The sequence below is a fragment of the Marinobacter persicus genome (assembly GCF_002934325.1).
Classification (GTDB): Bacteria; Pseudomonadota; Gammaproteobacteria; order Pseudomonadales; family Oleiphilaceae; genus Marinobacter; species Marinobacter persicus_A.
The window spans coordinates 133,062-152,207 of sequence record NZ_PTIV01000006.1 but is presented as its reverse complement, the minus strand read 5'-3'; the positions used below and the strand labels follow the sequence as shown (position 1 = coordinate 152,207).

The following is a 19,146-nucleotide window of genomic DNA, read 5'->3' as shown; positions in this document are numbered from 1 at the left end:
GGCGCGAACGCGAATGGCTTCTAAGGTTTTGTGATCAAGTTTACGACCGTCATCGTGACGCATGAGTGTAGATATCCGATAAGCTTGGCGAACGACCGCTACATTATAAATGATGTTCGCTTACTTTCGTACCCATTAGTAATGAAATCTTTATCGTTGTGCGGGGTGTTTGGACATCCGCCTTCATTGATGGAGTTATTCAACACAATCCTCTAGACCGGATTAAAAACGTTAAAAGCGATGATGAAGATAGGGATTACGCGGACCCATTTACAGATGATGAACTAGAACGCATACGATCCGTTAAGACAGTGAGACAGCAAGATATCAATATGGTGATGTTTGCTTGCTGGTGCGGTTTATCCTTATCCGAACTCATAGCTTTATCTTGGGACGACGTCGATTTGGACAACGGCGTCATATGGGTTCGAAGAGCTTATGTTGAAGGTGAATACAAAGTCCCTAAAGAGCTTAGCCGGCGTAGACGTGTCGATTTACTGGAACCGGCGAAACGGTGGCTGAAGCGTCAGAAGGCCGCCACATTCTTATCTCCCCCCGCCATCATCCGGGTTCGTCAACGCAACAACGTGACAATCAAAGAAGATACGGTTCGACTCGTTTTTCGAAATGGACAAAGTAATCAGCCTTGGCAACCTTCTAGTCTAAGGCGGTGGTTTGCCGGACATCTGAAAAGAGCGAATGTTCGCTACAGAGGTCCAAACCAGTGTCGGCACACTTTTGCCAGTCGAATGGTATCAAACTATGTAGCACTAGAGTGGATCGCCCAGCAGTTGGGACACGCCGATACAACGATGGTGAAAAAGCATTACGCTCGCTGGATACCAGAGATCACACCGAATTTAGCGTCGAAAATCTCTGCCCAACTGGGTTTTATAGAGGACTCGGACGGACAGAAAAATGACGATTTTGCCCCAAATCTGTCCCAAAAACGAAAAACGCCCTGACTTTTTACTTAAAAGTCAGGGCGTTATGTTGGCGGAGAGGGAGGGATTCGAACCCTCGATACGCTATTAACGTATACACACTTTCCAGGCGTGCGCCTTCAGCCACTCGGCCACCTCTCCTAAAATTGTTTCAAATCAGCGGGTCGCCGCTCATTTGAGGTGGCAAACTGTACTGATTTTCTTGGGGTTTGGCAACTCCCAGAAGCGGATTCGTTAAATTTTTTCTGAAAACACTCAATATCCGGTTATCGATTACACAACTTGACTACTCTTTCACCATGGGCGCCCATAAAAAGGAGAATAAACGATGCTCATGAAAGCAGACCAATCGATCCTCCTTCTGGTTGATGTGCAGGAAAAGCTCATGCCTGCAATCAGCCAGGGCAAACGCATCATCAACCGATGTGCCTTATTGGCCAACATTGCAGAGCTGCTGGGCGTGCCGGTGATTGGCACGGAGCAGGTTCCCGAAAAGCTGGGGCCCAACGTCAACTCCGTGCGCAGCCACTGCAGCACAACTATTGCCAAGCACTACTTTGATGCCTGCCCGGGAGGGCTGATTGATGCTCTTCCCGAAGGGCGCCAACATGTGGTTATCGGTGGCTGCGAGGCGCACGTCTGCATGCTGCAGACCGCTCTCAGTCTGCTTGAAGCGGGTTATAAAGTGTGGGTCGTGGCGGATGCCGTTGGCTCAAGGCACGAAATGGATCGGGATGTGGCTTTGGATCGGCTCCGTCAAAGCCGGGCACGCATTGTCACGGCTGAGATGGCGGCGTTCGAATGGATGGGGCATTGCCAGCACCCCCGCTTCCGGGAGGTGCAGGCACTGCTCAAATGATTAGTTAATCTCGTTCCCAGGCGGTCAGAATACGTACTGGGCCGCGCGCCAGCCGGTTCTCTCCAGCGGCGCCTTTTCACCTTCTTCAACGTATTCCTCAGGCGCCGCGTGCATTTCCTCTTCAGGCACTTCAAACACGTGATAAGCCTCGGGCCCAAACGGGTCCAGCGCTGTGTCCAGATACTCGAAGCTGTCGGGTACCGGCTCTCCAGACATGGCAACCCGAAAATGCCGGTCCACCAGGGGCGTTGAGACATTCAGCGGCTGCTGCACCCAGAGAAACACCGCCTTCTGGGGCATCAGGTATTCACAACGAACAACCCGGAACCCTTCGCGAAGGGTCAGCGTTGTCGGCTCTTTGCCAGCAGCAAGACGAAACTTATGGATGGTTTTCATAGCACGTTCCTCCGAGTGGTAACGACATGGTTCAATCATGCCCTTCCTCACAACTCGGAAAAATCAGCATTTGTCAGACTGAAACATCGATTAATTCGATGATTAAGAAGATTCCTTGGAGCCCTGAATCGGACCTTCGCAGATTGCCTTTACCGCGGCGTGGGTAAGCTTACGGCTCCGGGTCACTGCATATAGCTGATCCGTAACCTCCTCCAGTGATGCGACCACCGCCACCTGGTATTGCCGACAGACCTCCTCCTGAATAGCGGTTGGCGCGGCAAAAAGCCCCAGGCCCTCGCGACCGAAGACTTTAATCAGCGCACTGTCATCGATACGGGCCACCAACTCCATACGCACGTTGTTCAGCGTCAGCCAGTTCATCAGCTTATGGAAATACGGGGCATCGGTGGCGTTCGCCAGCAAGGGTTGCCGATTAAGCGACTGAGGGAAGCCTCTCTGTAGTTCTTTGGCCATATCCGGGGCCGCGAAAAGGCTTATTGTCGAGCTACTCAGCCGGTGCACTGCCAGGCGTTCGGAGGGCTCAGCGGTGGGCATTCGATCCGTAAGTACCACATCGAGCTCTCCTCGCTTCAAGCTCAGCAGCAGGTCTTCCGCCCGACCGGTGCGGCACTCCAGCCGGACTTCCCGCCCCAGCTTCATGGCAGGCTGCAGAAGACGATAGGCGATCAGCTTGTGAATGGAAGCGGAGATGCCAGCGAAGAGATTGAGGGGACGATGGGTGGGCGGCAGTTTCAGGGCTTCTGACAGTTCGCCGGTTAGCGCAAAAATATCGTCCGCGTAAGCCTGAACCAGTTGCCCAAGATCGGTCAGGATAAGGCGTCGATGCTGGCGCTTGAATAACTGGCCACCTACCGCCTGTTCGAAGGTTGCCAACTGGCCACTCAGGGTCTGGGGCGCAAGATCCAGAACCTCACTGGCCCGGGCGATCGAGCCTTCACGACTGATCACCCAGAAATAATGCAGATGTCTCAGGTTCAGTTGATCCACTGGTTGCGACAGGGTCTATTTTTTCCGGTAGATGATCCCTGGATGGCATTGAACCATTTGATAGAGATCGGACAGCCCGTTAAGGGATTCAGAGGCTCCGAGAATCAGGTAGCCACCAGGGTTAAGCGCCGCATGAAGACGGGTAAGGATGTCTCTCTTGAGCTCGGCGGAGAAGTAAATCAGTACGTTGCGACACATAATGATGTCGAATTTTCCGAGCGTGTAACGGTCCAGCAGGTTCAGCTCACGGAACTCAACCATGGATTTGATCTGCGGCTTGATCTGCCAACCACCATTCGATGAGGCCGTAAAGAATTGCTTCTGCCGCTCCGGCGACAGGCCTCGACCAATCGCAATCATCTCGTACTCGCCACGACGCGCGACATCAAGAACGCTCTTGGAAATGTCCGTCGCGGTAATTTTCACATCCCGCAACTTACCGGGGCGTGAACGCCGGAATTCGTCGATCACCATTGCCGTGGAATACGGCTCCTGCCCCGTGGAACAGGCTGCCGACCAGATCCGAAGCGGCTGCATGGATTTGCTCTCCGCAAACTCCGGCAGCAATTTCTCCTGCAGGATACGGAACGGATGATTATCGCGGAACCAGAGGGTCTCGTTGGTGGTCATCGCATCGATCACCACTTCCTTCAAGTTAGTGCGCCCCGGTCGCTTGATCCGGTCCAGCAACTCACCCAAAGACTTCAGGTGATTGTCCTCGAGAATGCGGCGCAGACGGCTTTTAACCAGGTACTGTTTGTTATCTCCTAGCAGAATGCCGCAGGCATCCTGCAGGAATTTCTTGAAGGCTTCGTATTCCTGGGGCGTAATTTCCGCGTTCATTGAATCTCTGTTCTAGAGGTGAATCCACAAGACCGGCTTCATGCCTGGTCAAGAATTTCCATGACTCGCTCAGCCAGCTCGTCGGCGCTGAATTTTGCCATAAAGTCATTGGCACCGACTTTTTTGACCATAGCCTGATTAAAAACGCCACTCAACGAGGTGTGCAACATGACGTACATATCCCGGATAGCCGGGTTCTCTCGAATACGGGTTACCAGGGTGTAGCCGTCCATCTCAGGCATTTCCACATCGGAAATCACCATGGACAGGTGATCTTCGCCTTTGGAGCCATCCTGAGTGATTTCCTTCAGGTATTCCAAGGCCTGCTTACCATCATTCTTTATGATGACTTCCAGACCAATGGCGTTCAGGCAGCGCTCAATCTGACGCCGCGCAACGCTGGAGTCATCTACAACCAGTACCGGCAAGGTACCCTGCTCCCGCTCCGAACCGCGCGAAATCAGGTCTTCCTTTACATCTTCGCCGAGTGGAGAAACTTCTGCAAGAACCTTTTCTACGTCGATGATTTCAACCAGTTTATCATCAATCCGAGTAACCGCTGTCAGGTACACATCCTTGCCGGCACCCTTGGGCGGCGGCATGATATCTTCCCAGTTCATGTTCATGATGCGTTCAACACCGGAGACCAGGAAGCCCTGAGTTTTACGGTTATACTCCGTGATGATGACAAAGCTGGTGGCCAGTTGCTCTTCGGGAATCGGCAACAGGCCAATAGCCATGCTCAGGTCAATGATAGGAATGGTTTCGCCGCGAACGTGCGACACGCCCCGGACCACACGCCCGCTGTTTGGTAACGACGACAGTTTGGGGCAAGGCAGAACCTCCCGCACCTTGAAAACGTTGATACCGTAAACCTGTTGACCGCGCAGACGGAACATAAGCAGCTCCAGCCGGTTTTGCCCAACCATCTGGGTGCGCTGGTTAACACTGTCCAATACCCCTGCCATGTCATCTCACTCCTGGCCTGCCGAAACCGGCATTGAATTTGCAATAGTTCCTGGATAAGGCTTTTCCGCCGATTAATGGGCCAAAACATTGACGCCCCATTACCATACAGGTTTTAACGGCTGTATTCGTTGATACATTAAAGCATTTTTCTGTAAAACGCAGTTGAGAAGGATAGGACAAACCCGTGCTCATGCGAACCATCTTTTTGGCTATGATCGGATTCCTGGCATTCTTGCCGATAAACGCCTGGGCAGAAACCACCGGGGACGACATTCGTAAGGCGGCAACCGACTTTCTGCAGCAGTGGGTCCGTCAGGAATCCGGCGAGGGTTACCGCGTCGAGTTCGAAGTAGGTCACATCGACAGTCGGCTGGCCCTGGCAGACTGTAAAGAGCCCCTGCAGACCAGCTTTACCGGAGACCCACTGGAGACGACCCGCCCGTCCGTTCTGGTCTCCTGTGTCGGCGAGCGACCCTGGCGCATGTACGTGACCGCCAGCATGGAGGTGTTCGGCCCTGCCCTGGTGGCCAGCCGGGCACTGGCCAGGGGCGAGCGCCTGTCAGCGGCGCTGGTGGAGACACAATCGGTTCAGGTAAATGCCAGCCGTAAAGGCATTATGGAAAACCCGGAAGACGTGGCAGGCATGATGATGCGCCGACCGGTGCAGGCTGGTACCGTGATCACAGCGGATTTGCTCGAAGCGCCGATCGCCGTTGAGCGGGGAGACCATGTTATTATCGTGGCAAGATCAAAGAATTTTTCGATCAGTTCCCGGGGCGTCGCGCAGAACAGTGGCGCCATCGGTGAACAGGTCACCGTGGAAAACCTGAGATCCGCAAGGAGAGTTCGGGGCACGGTCGTTGCCAAAGGCCGCGTGGAAATTCCGATGTAAGAGATGCCCGCTGCATCGGCGGCAATTTTTTTCCGGTTTTTGCTAAAGTAAGGCAGCCGGTTGCCGATAAACAGGCATATACCAGAAACCGCCACTGAAATTTAAGTGGCCAGAGGCAAGCAGGTAATCTTATGTCAGTTGACTTGAATGGAATTGGCCCGGGCCAGGTCAACACCCCGAGAACAACGGCCGACAAATCGTCCAACCAGAACACCAAAGCCACTACCGGAGAGCAAAACAAGGCTCAGACCCCGGCGGCACGGGGCGAGAACGTCAATCTCAGCAGTCAGGCCAAAAACCTGAACCAGCTGGAACAGAAACTGGGTGAATACCCGGAGATGAACGATGAGCGCATCGCAGAGATTCGCTCCGCACTGGAAGATGGCAGCTACAAAGTCGACGCAGAAAAACTGGCCCAGAAAATGCTTGATATGGATAAAAGCATTTTTGGGTGAGTAAATTATGGCGACTGTCGATGATTTGAAGAACCTTCTTTCGGAAGACGTCCGTGAACTTGATGCGCTGGCTGATGTCCTGGCCCAGGAAAAAGAAATTCTTGGGTCAGCGGATGTCTCAGCGCTTCAGGAGATAACCGAGCAGAAAAACTCCATCCTGGAAAACATCCGGGCCAGGGCAAAGCAGAAGATCCATCTGCTGGTCAACATGGGCTACAAGCCTGATGCCGGAGCCCCTTCCCGCTTTATCCGAGCCTCCGGGCTTGAAGAACTCTATGAGCTCTGGGCCAAGGCTGACAGCAAGCTTCGTTTCTGCCAATCCGTTAACGACAATAACGGCCGGATTGTTGGCCACCTGCAAAAGCGCCTGGGCCGGTTGACCGATATCTTTCGGGGGTCCTCGTCTCAACAGAAGCTCTATGGTGCCAAAGGCCAACAGACCGGCAATTCAAGCCGCACCATGCTAGCAAGCGCCTGACAGCCAGGCCAGAACCCGCTACCCTCAACAGGGCAGGTATCTGCTAAGATGCCTGCCCTGTTTGTTTTTAAGCGAGTATTCAGCCATGAAACACCTTCTCAAGCTCTTTTCCAGCCTTCCCGGCCTGTTTGCCACCCTGCTGACCGTCATGATGATGTCCGGCTCCGTTCAAGCCAGCAATAATGACTTGCCCAAAGTACGTGTGGTCACCTCTGAAGGTGCTTTTGTCCTGCAGCTGCGCCCGGATGTAGCGCCTAAAACCGTGAAGAACTTCCTCGACTACGTCGAACAGGACTTCTATGAAGGCACTATTTTCCATCGCGTGATCGCCGGTTTCATGATTCAGGGCGGCGGCTTCACCCCGAACATGATGCGCAAGCCTACCCAGGACCCGGTGGTTAATGAGGCGACCGAAACCCTGCCCAACCTGCGCGGCACCATCGCCATGGCACGTACCCAGGATCCTGATTCAGCCACCTCCCAGTTCTTTATCAATGTGGCTGACAACGATTTCCTGAACGCAGGCGTTCGCGGCCCGGGTTATACTGTCTTTGGCAAGGTCACCGAAGGCATGGGCGTGGTTGACCGAATTGCCCGTACAGAAACGCGCCGGGTTCGTGGCATGGCCGACGTCCCCTCTTCCCCCATCGTGATCAAAAGCATTACGCGCCTGAACAACGAAGACTGAACACATGCACAGCCCAATAAAGCCACCAGCCATGGAACCGGCGGAGCTGGCCTGGCGTGACGGGGTGCCCGAATCTACCCGATTTGGCGACGTCTATTTCAGCCGTGACAACGGCCTGGCGGAAACCCGTCATGTGTTTATTGACCAGAACCACCTGCCCGACCGCTTCGCTGGCCTGGCGCCAGGCCAGCCGTTTGTCATCGCCGAAACCGGCTTTGGCACCGGGCTCAATTTCCTTGCGGCCTGGGCCGAGTGGCTCAGACACCCGCCAGCCAATGACACCGGCACCCTGCACTTCGTTTCCGTCGAGCGTTATCCGCTAACCCACCGTGATCTGAAAAAAGCGCTGTCGTACTGGCCTGAACTCCAGTCCCAGGCCGAAGAACTGCTCGCCCAGTACCCACCACTGATTCAGGGCGTGCACAGGCTGGTATTGGCGGCTGGTCGAGTACGCCTCACCCTGTATTTCGGCGATGTACTGGAAGCGTGGGATGAGCTGGAGTTCCACGCCGATGCATGGTTCCTGGATGGCTTCGCACCTTCACTGAACCCCGACATGTGGCTGGCTGAAGCCATTACCCGGATTCGGTCCCACAGCAAGCCAGGCACCACACTGGCAACCTTTACCGCTGTCGGTCGGATACGCCGAGCGTTGGCCGAGGCGGGCTTTGCCATGCAAAAGGTACCCGGCTTCGGCCGAAAGCGGGAAATGCTGGCCGGGCAGTTGCCACCAGCCAGTCATGAGCAAGCAGAGGACATTGGAGCAATTGCCATTATTGGCGCTGGCATTGCCGGTACCCTGCTTGCACGCAACCTCGCAGAGCGCGGGCGACAGGTGCACCTGATTGATCAGGGTGACGCCCCCGGCAACGCCGCCTCCGGCAACCCCCAAGGCGCGCTGTACGTAAAGTTGGGAGTTGAATACAACGCCCAGACAGAACTGGCGGCGACGGCGCTCAGCTTCAGCCAGCGTTTCTATGAGCCCTGGCAGGGGCAGTTCTGGCATCCGACAGGCCTGCTGCAGCTGGCAGCCACGGAACAGGAAGCCGACCGGCAGCGCCGATTCCTGGCCCGCAACCAGTATCCGACGGAGGTACTTACGCCGGTCAGTTCCCTGCAGGCCTCCGAGCTTGCCGGCCTGCCGGTTGAACACAGCGGCCTCTGGTTTCCCCGTTCCGGATGGCTTGAGCCGGCCAAAGCCTGCGGAAACCTGGCAGTTCATCCCCGAATCACCCGGCATTCGGGCTTTCAGGTGACCGGCATTCATCAGGAAAGCGGGCAATGGCGTCTTACCAATAACACCGGACAGGAACTGCGGGCCACCACACTGGTTATTGCCGCAGGCCATCAGTCCGCTGAATTGTTGGATGCCACCGGCGAGCTTCGCCTGAAAAGCATCCGGGGCCAGATTTCCGGCCTCCCGGCCGAAGCTTTCAATCTGCCCCAAACCGTGATCTGCGGCACCCGATACCTCAACCCGGCGATGGGCCCGAGGGCGGTAACCGGTGCCACCTTTGACCTGCGAAATGACAATCCGGAAGAAACCCTGGAAAGCCATCAGGAAAACCTCGATGAGTTGGTTAACCTGCTCCCCTCTATTCGCAAAGAATCGCTGCCGGACCCCCAATCGCTGTCGGGCCGGGTTGCCTTTCGTTGCGCCAGTCACGACTATCTGCCGGTAGCCGATGTCTTCACCGATGACGCCGGTAAGGATATCGACCGGCTGTTCCTGTTTACCGGCCTTGGCAGCAAAGGCCTGGCCTGGGCTCCCCTGCTGGCCGAATACCTGGCCGACCGTCTGACCAGCCAACCGGCCTGCCTACCCCGTCGGCTGAGCAAGCGGCTCAGTAGTGCGCGCCTGTACCGCAAGTAACTTGCGCTGGTCGGGCCAAACAGGGTATTAAGAAACGATCGATCATGCCGATAACCGATAAAGGCGGATTATATTCGGTTTAACCAGGAAGGTTTTAACGGGAGTAAATGCAATGTCGATTTATGTCAGTGAACCAGCAAGACCGCAGGGAACCCGCCTGCCCGAGGTGTTCCGTAAACGCCAGGTGGGTGATGTGACCGAGCTGGAGGAATCAGGCAGGATTGCGACAGGCCACAGCGAAGCCACCGACTCGGAATTCCAGCAAGCGGTGCATAGTGGTGGAGGCCGGGGAAGCCAAAAACGTCGGGCATTGCAGGAATATGGTGGCGCCGCAGCCGGCGGTGAAAATCTGGAAGAACGGGTTTATCTGCCCGTTTCGGAAATACGCTCACCGACGATTTATTCGGTGCGGGCAAACTCGTCAGTCGCCGACGCACTGGCCACCATGGAAGGCAATGGCATTCACCATCTGGTCGTCCTGGCCGACGACAACGTAGCCGGGTTAATTGATATGCGCTGGCTTTTGAGCTGGATACATGACAACACGTCGGAAGCCATCCACAAAAGCCTGACCAATATCGAGCTGCCTGCATTCCTGACGGCATCGCCGGAAACCGACGCCCATCAACTGGCCCGCCTGATGCTGGCTCACCGACTTAATGCCGCATTGGTGGTTGACGGCGCCGGCAATCCGGAAGGCATTGTAACCAGCACCGACTATCTGAAACTGTACGCCAGCGTGAGCAAACAGCAAGGCGCTGTTTAAGCCCCACCCCCATGCTTGCTTAGCAATTGGGTCAGGCCTTCTTCATCCAATACCGGAACGCCCAGCTTCTCTGCTTTATCAAGCTTCGAGCCAGCCGCTTCGCCGGCCACCACACAGGCCGTCTTTTTTGAGACGCTACCGGCCACTTTTGCCCCGAGAAATTCCAGTTTTTGCTTCGCCTCGTCACGGGTCATGTCAGACAACGTGCCGGTCAGCACCCAGGTTTCGCCCGCCAGCGGCAGGTCTTCCTTGGCGACCACCTGCTCTTCCTTCCAGGCAACGCCCGCGTCTTTCAATGCCTTCAGCGTTTCCTGGTTATGTGGCTGATCGAAAAAGCTTTGGATGTGACCCGCCACGATAGGACCGACGTCTGGCACGGATTGAAGTTGCTCTTCGGAGGCTTCGGCAATGGCATCCAGAGTACCAAAGTGCGACGCCAACGCCTTGGCGGTCGCCTCTCCAACTTCCCGAATACCCAGGGCGTAAAGGAACCGCCACAGGGCCGGCTCACGGGAGCGGTCAATCGCGGCCACCAGATTGGCAGCGGATTTGTCGCCCATACGCTCCAGCGCGGATAACTGAAACTTGGTCAGGTGGTACAGGTCCGCCACGGTATTGACCATGCCCTCATCCACCAGCACATCTATCAGCTTGTCGCCCAGACCCTCGATGTCCATGGCTTTGCGCGAGGCATAGTGGCGAATGGCTTCCTTACGCTGGGCCGGGCAATACAGCCCGCCAGAGCAACGAGCCACCGCTTCGCCCTCGATCTGGACAATATCGGAATCACACACCGGGCAGTGTTCAGGCAGGGTCACTTCCCGGGCGTTTTCCGGGCGTTTATCAAGCACCACCTTAACCACCTTCGGGATCACGTCCCCCGCACGGCGAATGAAAACGGTATCGCCAATGTGGGCATCCAGGCGCCGGATCTCGTCCATATTGTGCAGCGTTGCGTTGCTGACGGTGACACCCCCAACAAACACAGGCTTCAGCCGGGCAACAGGGGTTACCGCGCCGGTGCGTCCCACCTGGAATTCCACGTCTTCAATGGTGGTCATTTCTTCCTGGGCCGGGAATTTCTGGGCGATGGCCCATCGTGGAGCCCGGGAGACAAAACCCAACTGCTCCTGAAGATCAAACCGGTTGACCTTGAAGACGATGCCGTCAATCTCATAAGGCAGGCTGTCGCGCTTCTCCATCAGGGCTTCGTAAGCCTCCTCACACTGCTTCACGCCCATGGCCTTACGCATTTCCGGGTTGAGCCGGAACCCCCACCCCTGGACCAGCTGAAGGCTGTCCCAGTGAGTCTCGGGCAAGACGGATTCGTCAGTGACCGCCAGGCTGTAGGCACAGAACTCCAGTGGGCGCCTGGCCGTTACCTTCGATTTCTTCTGGCGGAGGCTGCCTGCTGCCGCGTTACGGGGGTTCACAAAGGTTTTCTCGCCCTGCTCCGCCAGCCGCTCGTTGAGCTTATTAAAGCCCGCCAGAGGCATGTAGACCTCGCCCCGGACTTCGACGAGATCCGGGTAGTCCTCGCCACGCAGCCTAAGCGGAATGGAGGGAATGGTGCGGATATTGGCGGTAATGTCCTCGCCCGTGTAACCATCACCACGGGTAGCGGCACGGGTCAACGTACCCTGCTCGTAATGGAGACTCACTGCCAGACCGTCGAGTTTGGGTTCGCACACGTATTCCACGGCGCCATCCGTGCCCAGCCGGTCCCGAATCCGACGATCAAAGTCCTCCAGCTCCTCGGTACTGAAAGCATTATCCAGTGAAAGCATGGGAATCCGGTGGGTCACTTCGGCAAAGCTGGTGTCAATACTACTGCCAACCCGGCGGGTGGGAGAGTCTTCGGTGGCCAGGTCCGGGTAGTCGGCTTCCAGATCCTGGAGCTCCCGGAACAGACGGTCGTATTCCGCATCCGGGACCCTGGGGTCGTCCAGGACGTAATATCGGTAGTTGTGGTCTTCAATGTCCGAGCGCAGCTGCTCCACGCGCTGCCGGATCTCTGCAGTGGCCTTGGTCATCGGGTCACAGTTCCTGGCTGGGCGGCGGGTCAGTTTCGCTGGGAGCGCTGTTTACGCTCGAACTCACGAATGCGCTGGCGGCAATGCTCAATGGTCTGGGGCGTCATCACGCTGCGGCGCTCATCTTTAAGCTCTCCTCCCATATTGCGCACCACGCATTGCGCGGTTTCCAGCATGAAGTCAAAGGCCTGCATGGCGTTAGATGGGCCTGGAAGGCTCATAAAGAAACTGATGCCAGGAGTCTCCAACGCCGGCATCTCGTCCGGCCTGAAAGTGCCGGGCTCCACGGCACTGGCAACACTGAACTGCACCGGCGTGGTGGTATCGGCGCCTTCGTGGCGATGATAGATATCCAGATCACCATGCTCAAGACCGCAAGCCTCAAACAGTTTTTTCAGCGCCGGGCCCTGAAACTGCTCACCGCTGCCGGCCAGGACATTAATGACCACGACTTCCCGGGCTTCCGGTCTGTTGGCGCCAGCCAGGGGTTGGCTTTTAACTGGCTTGTCGGCGGTACGCTGGGCGGTATCCTTTTCAACGTCGGTTACGAGCGGTGGCTCCTGGGTCTCTTCGGCTTTGTGCTTGCGAGCGGCTTTTTTCTGTGTCCGGGTCTTCGGCTCCGGCTTTGGTTCAGGCTTTGCCGTTGCGGTCTTCTGCGGCTGAGGTTCTGGTTCGGCCGGCTGAGTTCTTGCCTTCACCACTCTCGGTTCACCCAGAATGCCCTCATCATTAGCCTCTTCCGTGGCCCCCCAGCCGCCTTCGGGAGTAACGTCATCGTCCGTGCTGGTCAGTGGCTCGCTCGGGGTATCCGGCTCAGGAGGCGCTCTGCGGGGACGGGTTTCCTCTTTTTGACGAGGCTTTGGCGCTTCGGCCCCTTCACCCGGAGCGACCCGGCGGGCGCCTCCGTTTGGAAGTTCGGGGTTGAAGTCTTTTTCCAGGGGCGAATCATCCAGATCATCCGCCCCCATGCTGGAAGAAATCGCCATGGATTCCTTGCGAGCCCGGTGCATGCGCCGGAGCCCATCAATCACAACACCAATAATAACGAGGGCACCGATGGCGATTAACCATTCCCTAAGCGACATAGTACGACTGTCCTGTTTGCAGTTCGGAACGTGAATACTCTATGAAAAGCCCTATTCTAATACAACGCGCACGGGGCTAGGGAGCCTAAGGTGACGTTATTGTCATTCTTGCGTCGGCCGCAATCAATATTCAGGCCTCAGCCAGTGCGGCCGCTTCCTCCACATCCACCGACACCAGACGAGAACAACCGGGTTCGTGCATGGTCACGCCCATTAACTGATCGGCGTTCTCCATGGCAATCTTGTTGTGGGTGATGTAGATGAACTGCACCTGCTTGGACATCTCTTTAACCATGTTGGCGTAGCGGCCCACGTTGGCGTCATCCAGGGGTGCGTCCACCTCATCGAGCATACAGAACGGTGCCGGATTCAACTGGAAGATCGAGAACACCAGGGCAATGGCGGTCAGCGCCTTCTCGCCACCGGACAACAGGTGGATGGTGGTGTTCTTCTTGCCTGGCGGACGGGCCATGATGGCAACGCCGGTTTCCAGGAGATCTTCGCCGGTCAGCTCCAGGCTGGCGCTGCCACCACCGAAGACTTTGGGAAACAGGGCCTGTAGCCCACTGTTGACCTTGTCGAAGGTTTCCTTGAAACGCTGCCGGGTTTCCCGGTCAATCCGGCGAATGGCGTTGTCCAGGGTTTCCAGGGCTTCCAGTAGATCGTCGTTCTGCTCGTCCAGGTATCGCTTTCGCTCACTCTGCACCTGGAATTCCTCAATCGCCGCCAGGTTGATGGCGCCCAGCCGCTGGATACGGTTGCCGATTTTTTCAAGCTCGGCCTGCCAGGCTGACTCCTCGGCGTCTTCCGGCAAACGATCCAGGACTTCCTGCAACTTCACATCCAGCTCGCCCAGTTGTTCCAGCTGGTTGCCGGAGCGGATTTCCAGCGCCTGGGACTCCATCTTGAGGGTTTCCAGCTTTTCCCGGATGTTCTGGGCTTCCTGGTCGGTGCGATGCCGGCGCTGCTCGCGCTCCCGGACTTCCCGGTCAATATCCTCCAGGGCGTCCCGGGCCGCGCTCAGTTTTTCCTCTTCCGCCAGCCGACGATCCAGCAACTCTTCAAGCTGCATCTGAAGGTCTTCCACCGGTTCTTCGGCGCTTTCCCGGGCTTCTCGCAATACGTCGAGGCGCTCATCGAGGCGCTCCTTCTGCAATTGCATCCGGTCAATGGTCTGCTTCAGACCATCACGCTGGCTGTGCAGGGTTTGCAGCTGTAACTGGAGCTGGTGGGCGTGATCACGATCATGTCGGGCATCCTGGCGCAAGCGGTCCAACGATTCCCGGAGCTGGTCGCGCTGCTCCAGCAGCCGCTCCCTCTCCTCTTCATTGTCTTCACTGGCGGCCAGAGCTATATCCCACTCTTCCCGGGTGATTTCCAGGTTCTCCTGGTGCTCTTCCAGCTCACCCACCACGCTTTCCAGCTCTTCGCCAATATCCCGCAGGCGGGCTTCAATCTGCTCTGACCGGGCTTTCAGGCCACTGACGTGGGAGGCCAGGTTGCCCAAGTCACGCTCCACCTGGCGTTGCTCGTTCTGTGCCTGATCGCGGGCAACGACGGCCTGTTCTTCCCGTTCACGTTGCTGCTCCAGGCGCTGTTCCGACTGCTCCAGCGCCGCTTCGGCCTCGGCCAGGGCCGCCTCAAGCTCGGTGACTTTTTTCTGGCGTTCAATGACGCCAATCTGGGCCGCGTCCGTATCCGGCATCAGTACCCAATGCCGGGAGATCCACGTACCATCCCGGGCAATAATACTGGCTCCAGGCTCCAGGCTGTCGTACATGGCCATCGCCTCAGCGGCTGTTTCGGACACATGAATGTCCGCCAGCAGGTGCTCCACTGCTGGTAGCCCCGACACTTTTGCCGCCAGTCTTTCAGAATTTACGCCGGTCAGCGGATGCCCGACAGAATCCCCAAAAACGGTGGCCAGCCCCTTCGGCACATCGCTGAAGGCTTCCGCCAGTCTTGTAGCATCAGGGGTTACAATCCCTTGGGTGAAACGACCCAGCACCTGCTCGACGGCAAATTCCCAGCCGTCCTCAATGGCAAGAGCAGAAGCAACCCTGGGGGCATCGCCCAATCCTCGCTCTGAAAGCCACCGCTGCAACGTATCGTCCTGCTGACCCAGCTGTTCTTCCAGCAAACCGGCCTGGGACTCCAGCGTGGCACGCAGACTCTGCACCTTCTGACGTTGCTCGGATGCCTGCTGCTCCACTTCCCGTAACGCCTCGCGGGCGGAGTAGGCATCCTGCCCCAGCTCGTCGATCCGTTCGCCAATCTCTTCCCGCTGGGCTTCCAGCGTTTCCTGTTGTTCCTGAAGGAGATCGAGTTCTTCGCGGTCGACCTGATCGTCGAGATGTTCCCGTTCATCCCGCAGTTTCTGATTGCGGGCCTTGAGCTGTTCGACCGTCTGCTCCAGGGACCGGATCCGGGATTGCGCCAGTTCCGTCTGCCGACGGGCATCGGAAGAACGATTACTGAAGTCTTCCCACCGCTGCTGCCAGTCCGACATGGCCTCCTCGGCCTGTTGCAACTGCTCGCCAGAGGCTTCCGATTGCAGGGTCAGGGCTTCCTGTTCGGGCCCCAGCATGGCCAGCTCTTCTTCGATCCCAGCCAGCTTTTCCTGATCCTGTTCCAGTTCCCGGGCCAATTCCCGCTGGTTGGCCATGGCCTGATCCAACTCTGCGGCAGTCTGGCGGCTGCGTTCGCGCTGGTGTTCAATGCTTTGTTCGATACGGGCAATATCGGCACCGGCCTCGTAATAACGGGCCTGGGCGCGGCTGAAGTGTTCGCTGCGCTGCTGGTGGTCGTCACGCAGTGACTCGAGGGAGGTTTCCAGGCTCAACCGTTCCGTTAGCTGCTTTTCCAGCTCAAGCTCGGTGTTTCGGATCTTCTCGCGCCAGCTGTGCAAATTCGAATCCAGCGCCTGCCAGCGCAGAACCGTGAGTTCGGCTTTTTTCTGGCGCTCCTCGTGCTTGAGCGTTTTGTATTTTTCGGCCGCCGCTGCCTGTTTTTCCAGGTGTTGAAGCTGGCGCTCCAGTTCCTCGCGAAGATCGGTCAGCCGTTCCAGATTTTCCTGGGTGCGGCGAATGCGGTTTTCGGTTTCCCGACGACGCTCCTTGTATTTGGAGATACCCGCCGCTTCTTCAATGTAGACCCGCAGTTCCTCCGGCTTGGCCTCAATCAGCCGGGAAATCATGCCCTGCTCAATGATGGCGTAGCTGCGCGGCCCAAGGCCGGTACCCAGGAACAGATCGGTGATATCCCGGCGGCGGCATTTGGCGCCGTTCATGAAATAGGCAGACTGGCCTTCGCGAGAAACGCGGCGTTTGACGGAGATTTCATTGAAGTTGGTGAACTCACCGGGCGCGGAGCCATCGCTGTTGTCGAAAACCAGTTCGATGGAGGCCTGGCCGACAGGCTTGCGGGCGGTAGAGCCGTTAAAGATGACGTCCGACATGGACTCGCCGCGCAGGTACTTGGCGGAGCTCTCGCCCATCACCCAGCGCACCGCATCAATGATATTGGACTTGCCGCACCCGTTGGGGCCGACAACGGCGGTCATGTTGGAAGGGAAAGGCACGGTGGTGGGGTCAACAAAGGATTTGAAACCGGCCAGCTTGATGGACTTGAGCCGCATGTCAGGTGTTTTCCTCCGTTGTTGCCATCCCTTTATCACCTTGCCTGAATGAATCTGATCAGGCGCCGAAGTTTACCACAGCCGTGGCTTTACCCCAGCATTTCCTCCCTCGGATGTTCAGGCGGCAAAGGCCTGCCGGAAAAATGACGTTTTTGTGGTCACACCACTGAATCTTTCGAAAAAGACTTCAATAGTTAACCGCAAGCAACTGTACTATATGACTTTTTAAAAGCTGGCATCACTTCTGCTTATACGAAAACATACATTAATTCTTCTGCAACAGAGTGAGCCGTTGTGAAAAATCTGACATCCATTCAGTCCTCAACGTCACATCCCGTCCGCCTCGCGGCCTTGAAGCAATCCTTTCAGGAGTGGGGTGCCGCGCAAGACACCCTCACCCGCCTGTCCAAGCGATTGTCGACCACGCTGTGCCTGGAAACACAACTGGGGATCCTGGCAGAAGAAGTCGCCGCAATTATTCCTTTCGATGCCATGAACTATCGGCACCGCATCGCCCGGCGAGAGTTTGTTTTTGCCACGGGCGTGGGCGGCCCCCATCGGTGTGAATACCGTTTGACGCTCGAGGGTCGGCAGTATGGCACCCTCAGCTTTCACCGCCGGCAAAAATTTTCCGAGGAAGAGTTGGCTGGGTTCGAGATGCTGATCGCCACCGTCATCTGCCCACTCCGCAATGCCTGCCGGTTTGTGGAGATTGAACAGGCAGCCCTCACCGATTCATTGACCGGGATCGGTAACAAACGAGCCATGGAGGAGGCACTGATAGGCGCCAGCTCACTGGCCGAACGCCACGGCGCCCCCTGGAGCCTGATACTTTGCGATCTGGATTACTTCAAGCAGATCAACGACAACCACGGGCACGTGGTTGGCGATCATATCCTGGCTCGAGCCGCTGAGCAGATTGAACGTTCCCTGCGCACCTCGGACAACGTTTACCGGTTCGGCGGCGAAGAGTTCGCGGTATTGCTCCCCCATACCGGAGAACAGGCCGCCCGAGACGTTGCTGAGAGAATCCGCCTGGCAGTGGGCACCATGCACGTAGATGCCGGTGATGAACGCGTATGCGTCAGCACCAGCTGTGGAGTGGCCACCTATTTAAATGGTGAGGACCATGAACACTGGGTGGCCCGAGCAGATGAAGCGCTCTATCGCGCCAAAGCCCATGGCCGGAACTGCACCCGAGTCTTTGCCACTATTGCATGAGGCCGACTTAACGCCGGCCCTGGACTGGCTTTTTGGGGGCCGTTTTTTTGTTGGCTGGGCGACTATCACTCACCTGCCAGCTCGCCCTACCGGACTTCTTGGGGGATTTACCAGGGCTTTTCCGGCGCTGGCGATCATGAACCGCCTGTTCTCCCGGCGTTTTCTGGGGAATAGCCACCGGCTCCAGTCCCACAGCGCGACTAAGCGTATCCACTGCTTTCTGATCCAGCTCTTCCCATTTGCCCAGGGTTAACCGGCTGGGCAGGAAAATAGGCCCATAGCGGACCCGTTTCAATCGGCTGACACGCACACCCTGGGATTCCCACAAACGACGCACTTCGCGGTTACGTCCTTCCATCAGGGTAACGTGAAACCACTGGTTCATACCCTTGCCACCAGCCGGGCTAATGTCTGAGAAATTGGCCTTGCCGTCTTCAAGCAACACACCATCCAGCAGGCGCTGGATCATGGCCTCGTCTACGTCACCAAAGACCCGCACGGCGTACTCGCGATCAATCTCATTGGACGGATGCATGAGCCGGTTGGCCAGCTCCCCGTCCGTGGTGAACAGGACCAGGCCGGTGGTATTGATGTCCAGACGACCAATGGCAATCCAGCGCTGGTCTTTCAGGCGGGGCAGGCGATCGAACACGGTAGGCCGACCTTCGGGGTCTTTTCGGCTGGTCACTTCACCTTCCGGCTTGTTGTAGATCAGCACCCGGCGGACCACTTCATCAACCGAGCTGGTATCAAGCACCTTACCGTCGAGCTCAAACCGATCAGCAGAGGTGGCCTTCTGGCCCGGTGACGGTACTTCACCGTTCACCAATAACCGCCCGGCCGTCATCCAACTCTCAATTTCACGGCGCGAACCAACGCCGGCCCGAGCCAGCAATTTCTGGATACGTTCCGGACCGGCGGGCGCCGAGGTGTCTGGGCGTTTGCCGTTCTTTCCGGAGCGTCGTTTTCCGGGGCCGGTTGCCGTCATTTTTAAAATCC

17 protein-coding genes and 1 tRNA gene are annotated in these 19,146 nt (G+C 57.0%); 9 read left to right on the top strand and 9 right to left on the bottom strand.

All coding sequences use genetic code 11. From position 1 onward, the window contains the following. The first annotated feature begins 158 nt into the window (after nucleotides 1-158). Entirely contained in the window at nucleotides 159-965 is an 807-nt protein-coding gene (locus tag BY454_RS05545; RefSeq protein ID WP_258075572.1) for a tyrosine-type recombinase/integrase, read from the top strand. 29 nt (nucleotides 966-994) lie between these two features. Here BY454_RS05545 and BY454_RS05540 read toward each other — a convergent pair. Further along, nucleotides 995-1,085: transfer RNA gene (locus BY454_RS05540), tRNA-Ser, on the bottom strand. 187 nt (nucleotides 1,086-1,272) lie between these two features. On the opposite strand from BY454_RS05540, the gene BY454_RS05535 reads away from it, so the two are divergent. Further along, on the top strand, nucleotides 1,273-1,803 hold the full coding sequence (locus BY454_RS05535; protein WP_104415673.1) for an isochorismatase family protein: 531 nt from the start codon (nucleotides 1,273-1,275) through the stop codon (nucleotides 1,801-1,803). 24 nt (nucleotides 1,804-1,827) lie between these two features. Here BY454_RS05535 and BY454_RS05530 read toward each other — a convergent pair whose 3' ends face one another. The 4 genes from BY454_RS05530 to BY454_RS05515 form a co-directional block, all read right to left on the bottom strand. After that, on the bottom strand, nucleotides 1,828-2,199 hold the full coding sequence (locus BY454_RS05530) for a DUF7352 domain-containing protein (protein ID WP_258075571.1): 372 nt from the start codon (nucleotides 2,197-2,199) through the stop codon (nucleotides 1,828-1,830). A gap of 102 nt (nucleotides 2,200-2,301) precedes the next feature. Beyond that, nucleotides 2,302-3,207 (bottom strand): LysR family transcriptional regulator, encoded by a 906-nt coding sequence (locus BY454_RS05525; RefSeq protein ID WP_104415674.1) that lies wholly within the window; start codon nucleotides 3,205-3,207, stop codon nucleotides 2,302-2,304. Between the two features lie 15 nt (nucleotides 3,208-3,222). Then, nucleotides 3,223-4,050, bottom strand: a complete 828-nt coding sequence (locus BY454_RS05520; protein ID WP_104415675.1) for a CheR family methyltransferase — start codon at nucleotides 4,048-4,050, stop codon at nucleotides 3,223-3,225. Between the two features lie 38 nt (nucleotides 4,051-4,088). After that, complete coding sequence (locus BY454_RS05515; protein WP_104415676.1) at nucleotides 4,089-5,018, bottom strand: chemotaxis protein CheV; 930 nt, start codon at nucleotides 5,016-5,018, stop codon at nucleotides 4,089-4,091. 191 nt (nucleotides 5,019-5,209) lie between these two features. Here BY454_RS05515 and flgA point away from each other — a divergent pair, with 191 nt between their 5' ends. The 6 genes from flgA to BY454_RS05485 all read left to right on the top strand — a co-directional run bounded on the left by flgA (nucleotide 5,210) and on the right by BY454_RS05485 (nucleotide 10,171). Continuing rightward, entirely contained in the window at nucleotides 5,210-5,911 is a 702-nt protein-coding gene (flgA, locus tag BY454_RS05510) for a flagellar basal body P-ring formation chaperone FlgA (RefSeq protein WP_181049652.1), read from the top strand. Nucleotides 5,912-6,042: 131 nt separating this feature from the next. After that, on the top strand, nucleotides 6,043-6,366 hold the full coding sequence (gene flgM / locus BY454_RS05505; protein WP_104415678.1) for a flagellar biosynthesis anti-sigma factor FlgM: 324 nt from the start codon (nucleotides 6,043-6,045) through the stop codon (nucleotides 6,364-6,366). 7 nt (nucleotides 6,367-6,373) lie between these two features. Next, nucleotides 6,374-6,844 carry a flagella synthesis protein FlgN gene (locus BY454_RS05500; RefSeq protein ID WP_104415679.1) on the top strand — a complete coding sequence of 157 codons (471 nt, stop codon included), beginning with the start codon at nucleotides 6,374-6,376 and terminating at the stop codon, nucleotides 6,842-6,844. 85 nt (nucleotides 6,845-6,929) lie between these two features. Then, nucleotides 6,930-7,532, top strand: coding sequence for a peptidylprolyl isomerase (locus tag BY454_RS05495; protein ID WP_104415680.1), 603 nt, complete (start codon nucleotides 6,930-6,932; stop codon nucleotides 7,530-7,532). 4 nt (nucleotides 7,533-7,536) lie between these two features. Continuing rightward, a complete protein-coding gene (mnmC, locus tag BY454_RS05490; RefSeq protein ID WP_104415681.1) occupies nucleotides 7,537-9,405 on the top strand; it encodes a bifunctional tRNA (5-methylaminomethyl-2-thiouridine)(34)-methyltransferase MnmD/FAD-dependent 5-carboxymethylaminomethyl-2-thiouridine(34) oxidoreductase MnmC in 1,869 nt (622 codons plus the stop codon). A 112-nt stretch (nucleotides 9,406-9,517) separates the two neighbouring features. Further along, on the top strand, nucleotides 9,518-10,171 hold the full coding sequence (locus BY454_RS05485; protein WP_104415682.1) for a CBS domain-containing protein: 654 nt from the start codon (nucleotides 9,518-9,520) through the stop codon (nucleotides 10,169-10,171). On the opposite strand, the gene ligA is transcribed toward BY454_RS05485, so the two are convergent. From ligA to smc, 3 genes are all read right to left on the bottom strand, one after another. After that, entirely contained in the window at nucleotides 10,168-12,204 is a 2,037-nt protein-coding gene (ligA, locus tag BY454_RS05480; RefSeq protein WP_104415683.1) for an NAD-dependent DNA ligase LigA, read from the bottom strand. The genes BY454_RS05485 and ligA overlap by 4 nt on opposite strands. Nucleotides 12,205-12,233: 29 nt before the next feature. Further along, a complete protein-coding gene (gene zipA, locus BY454_RS05475; protein WP_104415684.1) occupies nucleotides 12,234-13,289 on the bottom strand; it encodes a cell division protein ZipA in 1,056 nt (351 codons plus the stop codon). A 130-nt stretch (nucleotides 13,290-13,419) separates the two neighbouring features. Further along, nucleotides 13,420-16,926, bottom strand: coding sequence for a chromosome segregation protein SMC (gene smc / locus BY454_RS05470; protein WP_104415685.1), 3,507 nt, complete (start codon nucleotides 16,924-16,926; stop codon nucleotides 13,420-13,422). Between the two features lie 294 nt (nucleotides 16,927-17,220). Between smc and BY454_RS05465 the strand changes: the two genes are divergently transcribed. Further along, nucleotides 17,221-18,147 (top strand): GGDEF domain-containing protein, encoded by a 927-nt coding sequence (locus BY454_RS05465; protein WP_104415686.1) that lies wholly within the window; start codon nucleotides 17,221-17,223, stop codon nucleotides 18,145-18,147. A gap of 7 nt (nucleotides 18,148-18,154) precedes the next feature. Here the strand turns inward: BY454_RS05465 and rluB are convergent, their stop codons facing one another. Next, nucleotides 18,155-19,135 (bottom strand): 23S rRNA pseudouridine(2605) synthase RluB, encoded by a 981-nt coding sequence (rluB, locus tag BY454_RS05460; RefSeq protein WP_104415687.1) that lies wholly within the window; start codon nucleotides 19,133-19,135, stop codon nucleotides 18,155-18,157. Nucleotides 19,136-19,146 lie beyond the last annotated feature (11 nt).